The sequence below is a fragment of the Anaerosacchariphilus polymeriproducens genome, from assembly GCF_003363435.1.
Classification (GTDB): domain Bacteria; phylum Bacillota; class Clostridia; order Lachnospirales; family Lachnospiraceae; genus Anaerosacchariphilus; species Anaerosacchariphilus polymeriproducens.
The window spans coordinates 155438-170253 of record NZ_QRCT01000051.1 but is presented as its reverse complement, the minus strand read 5'-3'; the positions used below and the strand labels follow the sequence as shown (position 1 = coordinate 170253).

Genomic DNA, 14816 nt, shown 5'->3' with positions numbered 1-14816 from the left:
ACTACTTTATAATACGAGGATGCAGAACAAAGAAAAGCAAAGAAAAATGCGATTCCAGTTTCAGATAAAGTAGGAAAAGAAGTAATGAAAAAATCAAAAGAAGTTGCGCATAAGTCGGAATTTGGAATAGGCATCAAGCTTCGCAAAGCAGCAGATGTGGTAATTGATTTTGGTGTTAAACATCCAACAGTAGTGAAATTAGCAAAATGGAGTGGATTAGCAGTACTTTCAGCATATGTAGGAAAAGCGGCATATGATAGTGGAAAATCAAATGGAGGTGGGGATTATTCTTCAGCGTCTGATTCAACGGATGGTTCCACACCGGATGAATTCGGAAGTGACGATACTGCTTTTGAAAGAGATTATCCGGAGAAAAAATCTTCACCACGTGAACATACAGTTTCAGGATATGACAGGCAGCGTTATGGAAGAACTGAACATATAGATCCTTATCCACGTGGTGGGAATAAAGAGGAATGATAATGTGGTTTGAAAGAAACATAAACACAGTTTTCTACACAATAAATAATTAAGTAACTTAGGTGCATCAGATAAAGCTACAAAGAGTAATTGAAGAGAAAGGGGAGAGGTGTATGGCATGTTCATCACATACAGAAGACATTAATGAATTTTTTTTTAGTGTAATTGAAACAGATGAATATAAGGAAGTTGAATATCTTATTTTTTCGATAAGAAAACATTATCTGCATTTTATGGCTGATATGAGAGGAGTTCAATTTGAAATTCCGGCGTACCTAGAGAAATTTGTTGATTTGGTTATAGATAGATTTAATAAATCTGGGATTAGTACAGTTGATATCTTACAATATATGCTAGATAATGATATAAATGGTTGGATAAATTATTATGCAAATGTATTTATAGTACCAACAGCCCGAGGAGAAAAATTAGAAGCTGTAAAAGATTTAAATGAACTATTTGCTTTTGTTATGACTGGCTATATTTTGGATTCGTTTCGAGAAAGCAAAATCGATATAAGGGTGATTGCAAAAGATGAGAAGTTATTGTATGACACAAATCAATATGGGTTATCAATTGTAAATGGAGTAGAATTTCACAGAGACTATTTTGTATTTGAGGATAAAGCTTATCTCTATAGTATGTTAACTAATACAAATACTATTGATTTTGGGGATTCAATGCCTGGATTCGCAAGGATTATTTCAAGTCAAATTCAGGATGGAAATATTCTGCTGAGATTAGATGATCGCCTAGCTGTTCCTATAAATCAAGCGATATCGTATTCGTCGTTAAATTTTGAAAAGTATCGTGGACCTCAGTTTCATTTTAGCGAAACTATTTTAAGGGCACCAAAAACTATAACAATACACATTGATGAAGAAACAGCAGATAAACTTTTATTAGTAGTGAAACAGAAATATGACGATGATATGCAGAAAGCTTTTTTACATATTGAGTTAGAAACACTACCATATAAAGATAAGGAATCAAAAGGACAACATTGTATAACAACATTCCTTCATGGAATGTACTATCCAGAAGATGATATTTTTACACATATTGATTGTGCTAAGAATCAATATGCAATGACTGAGTATGTAAAAAAATATTCGGAGTGTTCAGAGGATGTCCCAGTTGATTTATATACAGAGATTAATGAGCTACACCATAAAATTTGGTGCGTTGAAAAAGGGCAATATTCAAGAGAAGTTTGGTATGATTTGATGATAGTGTCTTTGAGTGGAAAATATCGGAAATTATTGGATGAAATATTACAGTAATTTCTTTTTGCAAAAAAGCCGAAAATATTTTAGTGCTCACTTGGCATACGCAGTGAATGTATTGTCAGCTTCAGCGTACAAGCGATATGCGGTATATTATCGAACCTACAAAAACAGAAGCTGGAACAACAAAAATTCTGAATTGTGGAGAAAGATGTACAAGGTTCCCTGCGAGCTGATTACTTCTTTCAAAAGGGAATTACATTATATAAAAATAACGGTGAGTCGCACAAAACTGAAAAATTGCATAAGAGATTAGTAGAAATACAAAAAGAAATTCCGCGTATAATGGTGCCATTTTCTGTTGAATTAGATATTGATACAAAAGAAGTTGTTGAAAATATCAGAATTAATATGGAAGGACTGACATTTGAGGAGCGTGTAATTAGGATGACTCAGATGTTTACCTTAGATAAAAAAGAAGATACACTTAAAGTGATTTAAAAATCTGATAATTGAATTAAGGAGACCTTATATGAAACTGCTAGAGTGGAATATTCACAAAATTACAAACGATATTTTAGTGAAGAAATATGTTATAGATACTCTTGTGAGCGCAGATGCAGATATATTATGTCTAGTTGAATATTTGACAGATGAAGGAATAGAAGAAAAACTAAGGCACAAGTATTGGTACGAAGAAAGTAATACAATTTCTGGAAATAAAGTGTTTATTGCAGTAAAAAAGGAACTCGCACCAGAGGGATTAATAGTAAAAAACAAGAATGAAGTGATTGATTGTTACAATTTTTTGCATGTTGATTTTGTGATGCCAAATGAAGCTATATTATCGATGGTTGGTGTGAGAATGCTTTCACCAATTAATGCGAGTAAACAAACTCTTCCATTAAAAAGATATTTAACAAAATTATCTACATCATTTTTGTGCGCTGGGGATTTCAATATTAAGTATTACAGAATGAATAAATGGTTTCCAGGTATTGCAAATGAAATAATAGTAGATACTAATAGTTCTTTATCTGATTCGAGCATAATATATGTTGACAAAAGTACTAGTGAAGTAACCGGATTCGGGGCTGTAGATCATGTACTTCATAGTGACAATATAAAGGTGAACTCAGAATACAAGTGGGATTTTCTCGCACGTGATTCAGTTTACCCTAATATTTCTAGTATTGATATAGGAACAATTTGGAGTATACCAGCAGCTTATCCAGATCATGCTTTGATGATTTCTGATATAGAGATAAAACTTTAGTAGTAACCCAACCCCATTTACTCCTAATTCTACTACTAACAGGAAGTAATAACTTGCTAAATTTTGCTCTGATTTGCCACAATCATTCATTTCAGAGCATTTTACAATAATCCCAAAAAACTTGCAAAACAGAGTATTTAAGGCAAATTAAGTAGTTTGATAACCATGACAAAAATATTTTTGTGTGCCACAGCACTAGAAGTGGTTTCTCTCTGGAATGCAGTAAAATCAAGGGCTGTAGCGGTCACTATTTCTAAAATCCCAACAACGTCCCAATAATGAAAAACGGCAGTGTTTTGCAAGGCAATGTAACAAAAAAATTTGATGAAGAAAACGGCAGTGACATAACTTATGAAAAGAATAAGGAATGGTAGAAAGTATTTAATTATGTTTGGAGGTATGTAAATGGAGGTAGAAGTAGGAGAAAAATATGGATGTCTAGAAGTGAAGGATGATGGGACTGAATTTGTAGGATTAATAGAATCAAAAATCTTAGATATAGAAACTGAAAAATCTGATTTTATGCTGATGGTTGAAAAAAATAAGCTTACCCATGACGATTGGTGCGGTTGGAATGGAGAGCATGAAGTTATTACACCTGCATATGTTTATGAACCGTTAAATTTTAAAGTATTTAGTAAATCTATAAGAGTAGTTGATTTTGATGAGGCTATAGAGGCATTACATAAGAAAAAGGCAATTCAAAGGTATAAATGCAGATGTAAAAAATGTGGAAAAATTCGATACTATTCAATTAATACATTGCAGACAAATCCACAGTTTTGTTTAAGACCTATGTATTGTTCATCAAAATCTACTAATTCGGTTAAGGCCTCAAATGCTACATATAGGAAACGGCAGAAATATAAGGATGACAAGTCTGTTGTTTTAGTTGATAAAAAAGGTGATGTCATACCGTCTGAGGAATACTGTGATAAATGGAATGAAAAAAGAGATAAAGAATTAAAAAAACAGGCGGAAAAGGATGCTGCAATAATAGCCGATATTCCAAGAAAATTGGCGAAAAATTATAATATTAATTATGTTGGAATAACATATGAGTCACTCGATGTTAAGGAGTGTATCAGCGAAAGCTTAGAAAGTACGCCATTACCACATTATAATCAAAGACATCAAAAATCCTATAGTGACATAACAGTATTTAAGCAATATCGTTGTCAATGTTATTTGTGTGGTAAAGACCATATTGTTAATTGCGATAAATTTGGCATCTATCCACCAACTCAATATGGATATAGAGCGTATAATGGATATTGGAGTGATGTTTATTGTGATTGTCATCCAATATCATCGTTCCAATGGATAGTTAATAAGTTACTGATTGAAAATGATATTCCTTACCGCGTTGAGCATTCATTTGAAGATTTGTATGGTGTAGCCAAGATAAAACATTTAAGCTATGATTTTGCAATATTTGATAAAGATAGAAAACTAAAATGTCTAATTGAATGCCAGGGTGAACAGCACTATCAAGCTGTCGAGGAATTTGGTGGAGAAGGTCAATTTGAGAAACAAAAAGCAAACGATGAATTGAAAAAGCAATATGCAATTGATCATAATATTGAACTGTTAGAAATATCATATAAGGATAAGAAATATGATGATATAGAGAAAATCCTTATAGAGAATAGAATTCTGAAACCATAAATCATAAGTATATGACATACTTACATTCTTCGGAGTGTAGGTATGTCTTTTTATTTTTGGGTCTTTATCTCTGGAAGGCATTGAAATCAAACTATATTTATAGTGCTTTTTAGAATCCTGGAATCGAACCAGAATCTCCCTTCAAAAAACATAATGAACTAATGCTCCGTTAACAAAATAGATTGTTTCAATATGTTTTTTTGGGAATTCTTAAAATTAAAATTGAAACTATTCTGACTTGGAAATATGATAAAAGAAGTTATTTACACATATAAAAGAACATTATGTAGTTAATACCAGATAATGCTAAAAAGTACAAATATTTTAGAAAAAAAACATAGAAAGTAAATAAAAAATAATTTTGATTGTATTATCAGATTAAAAAAGATTTTTGGTTTGTAGTTGAACAAGATTCAAAAGTACAAAACATAGAGAAATATAAGTTTATGCCTATGAATCAAGAATTAATTGATGGAATATATAACATATGCTATAATTATTCTTGTTAAATATAACATATGATATATATGAACGTAGGAGATTTTTATGAAATATTCGGAATTTGTAAAAAAAGTAAGGAAAGATTTAAACTTAACACAGAAGCAGTTGGCAGATGAGTTAGAGGTTAGTTATGCAACGATAAATAGGTGGGAAAATAGTCATGTGTTGCCAAGCAAGTTGGCTATTAAAAGTTTTATAGATTTTTGTGAGAATAATTTTATAGATATTACTGAATTAGAGTGTTGAGATATTAATAATAGATAATGTGATAGGAGAATAAAGATGGCTAGAGCAGATTTGCTATGTGATTTAATAAAATATGGATTAACCAATGATAGTTTGAATTTCAAAAAGGCTGCGGAGGCATTATGTGCAGAGGAACGCTCAAAAAAACATACAATATTAGCTAATAAAATTGAAGATTTACTAAAAACAAATAATTTACATGTAGTAAACGAAAATAGTAGAAAAATGGAATTTACTAAAAATGTAAATTTGGAAAGTAATTTATGTTGGGAAAAGGTTCCTCAAAAGAGACTGGATCAAATGATTCTTCCGGATCATGTAAAAAAAGCATGTAATGATTTAGTTGAAGAACAGCTGCGAGCAGAAGTATTACAGTCATACGGATTAGAGCCAAGAAACAAAATGCTTTTGATTGGTCCACCAGGAAATGGAAAGACCACATTGGCAGAAGCTGTTGCAGAATCTTTAATGTTACCTTTGCTTGTCGTAAAGTATGAAAGCATTGTAGGAGCGTATTTGGGAGAAACAGCTTCGAAATTATCAAAATTGTTTGATTATGCGAAGTCAAGACGGTGTGTTTTGTTTTTTGATGAATTTGAAACACTTGGAAAAGAACGAGGAGATATTCATGAAACTGGAGAAATAAAGCGAGTGGTAAGTTCACTTTTAATGCAAATTGATGCATTGCCAAGTTACGTTATAGTTATAGCAGCAACTAATCATGAGAATTTGTTGGATAAAGCGGCATGGCGAAGATTTCAAGTTAAGATCAATATTCCCAAACCAACAAGAAGCAAATTAGAATCTTTTTTTTATTTGTTTCAAAAGCAAAGGAATTTTGAATTTGGTTTGCAAGTTAGTACTCTTGCAAAAAAAACATTAGGATTAAGTTATGCTGAGGCTGAAGAATTAGCATTGGAGATATATAGACAGTATATTTTAAATTTGCCAAATGAAAATGCAAAGGATATTACAAACCAAGTCTTGAAATTGTGGCAAACACAACATTTGTTTAATAGTGAGTTAACTGGAGAGGAGGAAAAATTATGCCAGAAAGACCAGTGATTTTATTGCCTGAGCCAGTAAAAGCAAGTAGAGATTCGAAGAGTCCTTTTAATATTCGTTTAAACAAACCTTCTTTTGAAAGGCAGTATAATAGGCTTCAACCTAAGTTTTCAATTTTAAAAGATGCTTTTAACAAAAAAAGTATTAGCATACAAGATTCACCTATTGGGGTGAATCCTGAATTTGCAGTGGTATTTGAAGTTATGGGCACAGTAGATAGTTTTTATACTGCTGTTAAAAATGTAGAAGGTCTGGAATGGATTTTTGATAAGGATTTTTTAAATGTAGAACCAGATGAGGATTTTTATGTAATTGAACAAGGAGAAAGAGTTGAAAAAGATATTACTGGAAAAGTATATTGTGTAATGTCTAATCAGGAAGCAATGAATCAACTGTTGTCATGTTGGAAAAGATATAATGATGGTGAGAGTGACGTGTTTGCAAGGGGGTATACAGGATTAAGGGATATTTTTACAAACATAAAGAATGTTCGTGCATGGAATGAAAAAGATAGAATTGAGGAAACAAATATAATTGATTATTGGAAGGAAGAACTTGAAATTGTTGGAAGTAGAGCTGTTCCCTTTGAAATAGAATTATTCTATCGTAATGAAGAACAAAAAAGAAATAACGCATCAAATTATATAAGAAGTGAAATAGAATTACTAAATGGTAAAGTTTTGCAAGAATGTATAATTTCATCGATAACATATCATGCGCTATTAGTTGAATTGCCACCAAATGTAATTCAGTTATTGGTAGAAAAATATGAGCAGATAAAGTTAGTACATATTGATGATATTATGTATTTTAGGCCAGTTTGTCAATCTATTTTTGAGAGTGCATCAGATGCTGAAGAATATGTTGAATCGATTGATGAGATGGGTGAACATGTTATTGATAGTGAACCGATTGTAGCGTTATTTGATGGGATGCCAATACAAAATCATCCTCTTTTGAAGAATAGAATAATAGTTGATGATCCAGATGATCTTGAGGTGGGATATGAGAGTAAAAATAGACATCATGGAACTGCAATGGCATCACTTATTTTAAATGGTGATTTAAATAAGCCAGATTTTGTTCAACAAAGAATATATGTGCGTCCTATTTTGAAGCCCAAAGAGGTGGGACCCAGTAATTATCAAGAAATAGTTCCTGAAAATTGGTTGATTGTAGACAAGATTCATACTGCAGTTGTAAGTTTATATGAGAGGGACGGAGATACCGAGCCAAAGGCACCATCAATTAAGGTTATTAATTTGTCATTAGGCGATCCAGCTCGTCAGTTGGCCACAGTGATGAGTCCGCTAGCACGACTGCTAGATTATTTAGCTTATAAATACTCAGTTTTATTTATTGTTAGTGCAGGAAATCATGACGAAGTGATTAACTTCATAGATGTTTCGTATTCTGAATTGAAAGAAATGAATGAAGAAGAGAGAGAGAAGTACTTTTATAGTTTGATTGTTGAAAATCAAAGAAATTTTAAAGTATATTCGCCTGCAGAGAATTTGAATGGTTTGACTATAGGAGCGTTATATGATGATTATTGTGAGATGCCTGAAAATGATAGGATGATATGTGCTGTTACGAAGGGATATCCGAGTCCGATTTCTGCATTTGGAAAAGGATATAGATCTATTATTACTCCAGATTTATTTTATCGTGGTGGGAGAAAGTACATATATAAAAATGCTTATGGACGTAATGCGTGGCTTTTGTCAAATCGTGAACCTGGGTGTAAAGTTGCGTCTCCTTTTGAAACGGGGCAATATGGACAAGCTTATACGTTTGGGACCAGTGATGCTACTGCACTTATATCACATGAAGCTTTACGATGCTATGAGGTATTGAATGATATTTATATAAGTGAAACTGGTACAATGATAGGTCGTGAGTTTATCCCTATTCTATTAAAGGGGATGCTTACGCATGGAGCTTCATGGGATGGCATTGCGGATAGGTTTTCTTCGATAGTTGGAGGTTCGGAGAAGAAACTGGCACGTTGGTTAGGAAATGGAGTTCCTGATATAAAAAGAGTAGAAGAATGTACAAAGAACAGAGTGACACTAATAGGAACTGGAAGATTAAAGCGAGAAGAAGGACATATATACACGTTACCGTTACCTGTCGATATTTCTTCGAAAATAATAAAACGAAAATTAACAGTTACGTTGGCTTATTTTTCACCAGTCGAAGTGACTAGGCAAGGATATAGAGGAATTCAAATGTGGTTTGATGTACTAAATAGAGAGCAGCTAACGCCTGACAGAGAAAACTCTGAGTGGCAGGCAGTAAGGAAAGGAACACTTCAACATGAAATCTTTGAGGGTGAAAGACCAATTGTTTGGGGTGATGATAAAGAGATTCAAATAAAGGTAAATTGCAAAGAAGATGCCGGAAAGTGCAGTGAAAGTATACCATACTGTATCTTTGTAACCTTTGAAGTGGCAGAAGGAACTGATGTCGATGTATATTCGAAAGTAGTGGAAAAGGTAAAACCAATGATGCATGCGTGATTGTAATCAGAAATAAGAGACAGTAAAATCAAGATATAAAAACAATGTGAAGATAGCGCTTGTAAAATTCGAGAACATGAAGTCATAGTATAAATATTTTTAAACCGAAGATCACAAGTATGTACATATTTTTGACATTATTGAGCGGGTGACATAGGAACATGGCACTTACTTGTATAAAATTGCCATGCAACTTTATGCGTATCCTGTTATCTTTTTTTCTTATTTTTCAGACTATCCAAACGGATGGTCAGTCTTTCTGACGGAAGACCCGAAAGCCTTGATTTTAGTGACTTTTTCGTAAAACGGGTCATCCGTTTTAGTCAGACCTTCTGACTAAAAATCAAAATAAAAAAAAGGTCAGGACAGCTGCCCTGACCAAACGGACAGGGAGTCTGTTTTATAAACGGAACATCCGTAAAGCCTTGTTTCTAGGAAATGACAGATGTTCTGTCTCATATTACAAATTTAATATTCGTTCACAAGAAGTTTGATAAGAATTGCTTATCAGGCTTCTTTTTTTTGTTGGTTGAAATTACAAAAACATAGATCAGATAAATTTTGCAACCTATGAAAAGATCAAGAAATAAAAAAATATAAAAGTTTTTACAAAGATATTTAGCAATCAGCTTCTTTTCAACCCAAATAATTGTTGAAAGGAGAAAATGGTAAGAAAAAAGAGAACACATATTAAATTCATGCAAAACAGAGAGGAGGAAAGAGTCCAATGCATGACTTAAGATTTTTGTTAAAAGAAACTAGATTAACCAATTATTCCACTATTCCAAATGAACTATATGGGCTACTGGACTTAGAATCTCTGAATTTTGTGGATTAACAGTGAAAGATCTGGATTTTGAACATGGTAAGATCAATATCAATAAGCAGCTGCAACGGACACGGAATATGGAATATGTCATTGAGACAACCAAGACATCAAGTGGTACAAGGCAACTTCCAATGACCCAGAAGTAAGAGCAATCTGTGAGAGGATGGTCAGGGATCGTAAGAAGCCAAAGGTGGAACCAATGATCAAAGGACATTCCAGATTCCTTTATTTTGACAAGAATGGATAGCCAATGGTAGCTTTGCATTGGGAAAAGTATATGAAACATGCACTAGATAAGTATAACCGAGAACATCCGGTATTACTTCCAACCATTACACCACATATTTGCAGACATACGTATTGTAGTGAGATGGCAAAATCAGGGATGAATCCAAAGACGCTCCAATATTTGATGGAACATTCAGAAATTAGTGTGACCTTGAATGTGTACACTCATTTAGGATTTGAAGATGCAAGGGAAGAAATTGAAAGGTTATTTGTAGCAAATCAGTAAATAACATCCCAATATCGTCCCCAAAATGACCAAGAATTGTTGGGATGTTGTTGGGATTTATGAAAAGTTACAAGAAAATGACTACTTCAACTTGATAGAACAAAACCCCTGAAACGCCCAGTATTAGCGGGCTTTCGAGAACATATAAGGAGACTTAAAAGAATCTGATAAAAGTTTTATTCGTCTGTCACGGCAGTATTGGATGAAATGGGGAGAAAGTGCGGAAATTCAAGGGTTTTCGGAGATGAGAACGAAATTTTTGGTTCAAGTTTGGGCCAGGGATTTGAGAAACTACAGTAAGGAATATGAGGTTTGACATAGCATAGATTATAAGTGAATAGTAAATTTATAAAATCGAAACGGTTGAAAATGCGTTCGTAAAAATTTACGATTGAATTTTCGGCCGTTTTTGAATATAATTAAGCTAACAAGAAAAAACTACCTACTATGAGAGCGAGGTTACGATTTATGAAGGAAATGAAAAACTTAGAATATAAGGAAAGTGTTACAAATACATTTTTAAAAACTGTGAGTGCATATGCAAATTATAATGGTGGGGAAATTGTATTTGGAATAACAGATGAAGGAAAAAAAATAGGAGTTAGCAATCCTAATGATACATGTTTAGATATCGAAAATAAAATTAATGATAGTCTTACCCCGCAACCAGAATATACTTTAAAAGTTTGTGAAGCTGATCAAACGATTACCTTATCTGTAAAGAGTGGAAGACATAAGCCTTATTTGTATAAGTCAAAGGCTTATAAAAGAAATGATACAGCTACAATTGAAGTAGATGCTCTAGAGTTAACGAGATTAATTCTTGAAGGAAAAAATATGAATTATGAGGATCTTCCTGCACAAATACAAGAGTTAACCTTTGGCATGCTAGAAGAAGCATTAAAGCAGCATATAGCGATAGATAATTTTAACACAGATATATTAAAAACACTTAATTTGTATTCTTCGGATGAAGGATTCAATAATGCAGCTGCACTTTTAGCAGACAAAAATGAGTTTTCTATCATTGATGTTGCGAAATTTGGTGAAAGTATCAGTGTAATTCAAAAGAGAGCAACATTTGAAAGGGTTTCTGTATTAGCGGCTTATGAGTCTGTGGTTGCGATGTATAGAGATTATTACCAGTATGAGGAAATTGTTGAATCACATCGAAAAAAGGTGGAAAGAGTTCCAGAAGCCGCGTTTCGTGAAGCTATAGCAAATGCATTGATTCATAGGGCTTGGGATATCAGGGCACATATAAGAATCTTAATGTTTGAAGATAGAATAGAGATAACTTCACCAGGTGGTTTACCAAACGGTATTAAAGAAGAGGAATATCTATCCGGTAGACTTTCTGTACTTAGAAACCCAACCTTGGCCAATGTGTTTTATCGCTTAGGTATAGTGGAAATATTTGGAACAGGAATTCTTAGAATATCAGAAGTGTATAAAAACAGTGTGAAGAAACCTAATTTTGAAGTAACAGAAAATTCTATAAAGGTAGTGTTACCAGTCTCTGAAACAGACCTTAATTTGAGTAATGACGAAAGAAAAGTTTATGAGTTGTTGAGTAAAACAATGTCAAAATCAATAAGTGAAATATTGCCATATGTCGAATTTGGAAAAACAAAAGTAACAAAACTTTTGAAAAACCTGGCCAATGAAGGAATTGTTAAGGTTGAGGGATCTGGTAGAGGAACAAAGTATAGATTATAAACCTAATACTAATTACAAAAAAACGAGGTTGGAAAAATGAATATTGAAGCTCAGAGTCTGGACTCGCTTAGAAAAATTGTGAAAAAGTTGCAAGAGGAAAATAAATATCTAAAGGAGCATCTAAGGAAAGATATTTCGATGTCTATGTTGCTCCTAACCCATAAAATGTTTTGTTTCAACTGTTATACCATATTTTTAAATGAGTCTTTGAAGAAGTATTACGGTATCAGGTAAGCTTTCTAGTTTGAAAGACTCATTTCTATGGTATAAAAAGTTTGCATAAAGCAATATTATGGAATGTTTAATAAAGCCTATGAGATTTGGTTATACAAAGTTATATCATTTAATTTACATAATGAATGCGGGATTCCTCAAATCTGTTCTGCTGTTTTTCTTCTTTCATAGGATACCCGCAAGGAATAATTGCAAAAGCTGTTAAATTATCAGGAAGTTTTAAAACATCTGCAACAGCATCCATACGTTCTTTTACTGGAGCGATTCCAATCCATACTCCGCCTAGTCCTTGCTCTACAGCTTCTAATAAAATATTTTCACAACATGCACTCATATCTATATGGGCAAATTCGCCAAATAATAATCCCTCATTCCGATAACAAGGTACAATGGCAAATGCCGCTTCTTTTGTACATCCTGCATATGGACTGGCTGTGGCAAGCTGCTCTAATACTGCTTTATTTTTTACTACAAAGAATTCCCAGGGCTGTTGGTTGGCAGCAGATGGAGAGGCCATTGCAGCTTTTAACAAACTTACTATTTTTTCATCCTCCACTTTTTTATTTTGATACTCTCTTACACTTACTCGATTAAAGATATTGTTCATGATATACACTCCTTTTTTATTTCTATTTATACTTGTATGTGTTATTAGTTCATGCTATTATTTTAACAATTAATTTATTATAATCAAGAATGCACTTTTTTGTAATATACTACCCAAAAGTATAGTTAGGAGAATTACTGTGAAAAATGAAATAAATATAAATTGCCCTGTAGTAAATGCAGTTAATGTAATTGGTGGAAAATACAAAATTATTATTCTATATCATCTATCAGAAGGAACTCTTCGTTTTAACGAACTTCAAAAACGGATTCCTTATGCCACACCCAAAATGCTTACGCAACAGTTACGGGAATTAGAACGGGATAAACTAATTTCCAGAACGGTATATCCGGTAGTCCCGCCAAAAACAGAATACGCCTTAACCGATTATGGGAAAAGTATAATGCCGGTTCTAGAAGCTCTATGTGATTGGGGAAAAACATATCTTGAAACTCCAGAGTGTTAATATCAAATTTTAATGATAGTTTTAAAATTAAAGGAGGCAAATACAATGGATTTTTTAATTTCTATTATAATATATAATTTGTCCGCTTGTGTTTATCTTGCTATGTAAAAATGTCTATAAGAGATTTTATAAATTAACTGTTAAGAAGTTTAGAGTATTTTCTCATATATTAATGTTGTTATCAATGACATTATACATACTTGCTTATTTAACACCAATAAGTAAATATACATTGATCTTAATTGCCTATTTTATTGCTGCAATAGTGTTAATATTAGAAAAAGTTTGTGAACGAAAAAATAAGGAGAAAGATAACAACAGCATCCGTGATATTTGAATAAAAGTATGTTATTATAGAAACCGTTACATCACGATTTAAAGTATGTAGCGGTTTTCTTATAAATTTGTATTAATTTCGTAAATATCTCCAGTATGTAACTGAAAAATTTGCATACAATGAGATTTAACATCATTTTTAGATACAATAAAGTAAGAACCCAAAATAGTTACGATCACAGTTCCTTCGTACCTCGTTCAAAACAAGAGTTTAAAAATAAATATCAACTTACCACTAAAGTAATTCCAAATCCAACCGATAAAATATATGAAGAATTAAAATAAGAAAGGGGCGGTTCAAATGCGTATAGATGCATATAACAAAATTAGTCAGCTGTATAATACGAACAAAGTGAATAAGTGTCAAAAGACAGCGGACGTTCAGGCATCTGATAAAGTTCAGATCTCTCAAGCTGGACTAGATTTTCAATTGGCGAAAAAAGCCGTTGCAGAAGCTCCTGATGTAAGAGAGGATGTAGTGTCTTCTTTGAAATCAAGTGTAAAGGCAGGTACTTATCAAGTGGACAACGAAGATTTTGCAAGCAAATTAATGCAGAAATATAAGGATATGATCTAGAAATGAGGAAATCAAGTGGCAAGTTTGATGGAAAAACTAGTAGAAGTTTTAATGAACGAGCAGAAAGTATATGATGAAATTTTAGAATTATCCAAAGATAAAACCAATGTTATTGTAAAGGGAAAAATTAAGGAACTGGAAAAGATCACAGAGAAGGAACAGCTATTGGCCAATGATGTACAAAAACTTGAAAAAGAACGGGAAAAAATTATGAATGATATTGGGTTAGTAGTCAAAAAAGATATAAGTGAGCTTACTATTTCCAATATCATTTCTATGTTAACATCACAGCCAAAGGAACAGGAAAAGTTGAAAAAAATTCATGATAAGTTGCGAGAGACTTTGAATGAAATGATATTGATAAATGATAGAAATAAGCAGCTTATTGAGCATTCCTTAGAAATGATTGAGTTCGATATGACATTGTTGAAGAGTATGAGACAGGCACCGGAAACTGCAAATTATAATAAATCAGCCTATAATACAGGAGATTTATTGGGAAATGCGGGTTTTGATGCCAAACAGTAAGATAAAGGATTAAAGGTGATTG

15 protein-coding genes are annotated in these 14816 nt (G+C 32.7%); 14 read left to right on the top strand and 1 reads right to left on the bottom strand.

The features are described from left to right. Positions 1-84 precede the first annotated feature (84 nt). The 11 genes from DWV06_RS18225 to DWV06_RS18180 all read left to right on the top strand — a co-directional run bounded on the left by DWV06_RS18225 (position 85) and on the right by DWV06_RS18180 (position 12046). Positions 85-480, top strand: coding sequence for a hypothetical protein (locus DWV06_RS18225; RefSeq protein WP_115483649.1), 396 nt, complete (start codon positions 85-87; stop codon positions 478-480). Positions 481-593: 113 nt separating this feature from the next. Further along, on the top strand, positions 594-1763 hold the full coding sequence (locus tag DWV06_RS18220) for a hypothetical protein (protein ID WP_115483648.1): 1170 nt from the start codon (positions 594-596) through the stop codon (positions 1761-1763). 144 nt (positions 1764-1907) lie between these two features. Next, complete coding sequence (locus DWV06_RS18285; RefSeq protein ID WP_155522650.1) at positions 1908-2207, top strand: hypothetical protein; 300 nt, start codon at positions 1908-1910, stop codon at positions 2205-2207. Between the two features lie 31 nt (positions 2208-2238). Further along, positions 2239-2982, top strand: a complete 744-nt coding sequence (locus DWV06_RS18210) for an endonuclease/exonuclease/phosphatase family protein (protein ID WP_115483647.1) — start codon at positions 2239-2241, stop codon at positions 2980-2982. A gap of 405 nt (positions 2983-3387) precedes the next feature. Next, positions 3388-4650, top strand: a complete 1263-nt coding sequence (locus DWV06_RS18205) for a hypothetical protein (protein WP_115483646.1) — start codon at positions 3388-3390, stop codon at positions 4648-4650. A 546-nt stretch (positions 4651-5196) separates the two neighbouring features. Further along, positions 5197-5397 carry a helix-turn-helix transcriptional regulator gene (locus tag DWV06_RS18200; RefSeq protein ID WP_115483645.1) on the top strand — a complete coding sequence of 67 codons (201 nt, stop codon included), beginning with the start codon at positions 5197-5199 and terminating at the stop codon, positions 5395-5397. A 36-nt stretch (positions 5398-5433) separates the two neighbouring features. Beyond that, positions 5434-6462 (top strand): AAA family ATPase, encoded by a 1029-nt coding sequence (locus DWV06_RS18195; protein ID WP_115483644.1) that lies wholly within the window; start codon positions 5434-5436, stop codon positions 6460-6462. Beyond that, a complete protein-coding gene (locus tag DWV06_RS18190) occupies positions 6444-8984 on the top strand; it encodes a S8 family peptidase (protein ID WP_115483643.1) in 2541 nt (846 codons plus the stop codon). Before DWV06_RS18195 ends, DWV06_RS18190 begins: the two co-directional genes overlap by 19 nt. A gap of 795 nt (positions 8985-9779) precedes the next feature. Beyond that, on the top strand, positions 9780-9959 hold the full coding sequence (locus DWV06_RS19055) for a tyrosine-type recombinase/integrase (RefSeq protein WP_408608172.1): 180 nt from the start codon (positions 9780-9782) through the stop codon (positions 9957-9959). A gap of 131 nt (positions 9960-10090) precedes the next feature. Next, positions 10091-10327: a tyrosine-type recombinase/integrase gene (locus tag DWV06_RS18935; RefSeq protein ID WP_268877884.1), complete on the top strand. Its 237-nt coding sequence runs from the start codon at positions 10091-10093 to the stop codon at positions 10325-10327. Between the two features lie 468 nt (positions 10328-10795). Next, positions 10796-12046, top strand: a complete 1251-nt coding sequence (locus tag DWV06_RS18180; protein WP_115483642.1) for an ATP-binding protein — start codon at positions 10796-10798, stop codon at positions 12044-12046. Positions 12047-12389: 343 nt separating this feature from the next. Here the strand turns inward: DWV06_RS18180 and DWV06_RS18170 are convergent, their stop codons facing one another. Further along, the gene (locus DWV06_RS18170; RefSeq protein WP_115483640.1) at positions 12390-12887 is read right to left on the bottom strand and encodes a nitroreductase family protein; all 498 of its coding nucleotides are present in this window, start codon (positions 12885-12887) and stop codon (positions 12390-12392) included. Between the two features lie 139 nt (positions 12888-13026). Here DWV06_RS18170 and DWV06_RS18165 point away from each other — a divergent pair, with 139 nt between their 5' ends. The 3 genes from DWV06_RS18165 to DWV06_RS18155 all read left to right on the top strand — a co-directional run bounded on the left by DWV06_RS18165 (position 13027) and on the right by DWV06_RS18155 (position 14794). Next, positions 13027-13353 (top strand): winged helix-turn-helix transcriptional regulator, encoded by a 327-nt coding sequence (locus DWV06_RS18165; protein ID WP_115483639.1) that lies wholly within the window; start codon positions 13027-13029, stop codon positions 13351-13353. Positions 13354-13990: 637 nt separating this feature from the next. Beyond that, positions 13991-14266 carry a flagellar biosynthesis anti-sigma factor FlgM gene (gene flgM, locus DWV06_RS18160; protein ID WP_115483638.1) on the top strand — a complete coding sequence of 92 codons (276 nt, stop codon included), beginning with the start codon at positions 13991-13993 and terminating at the stop codon, positions 14264-14266. Between the two features lie 15 nt (positions 14267-14281). Beyond that, a complete protein-coding gene (locus DWV06_RS18155; protein WP_115483637.1) occupies positions 14282-14794 on the top strand; it encodes a flagellar protein FlgN in 513 nt (170 codons plus the stop codon). The last annotated feature ends 22 nt before the right edge of the window (positions 14795-14816 follow it).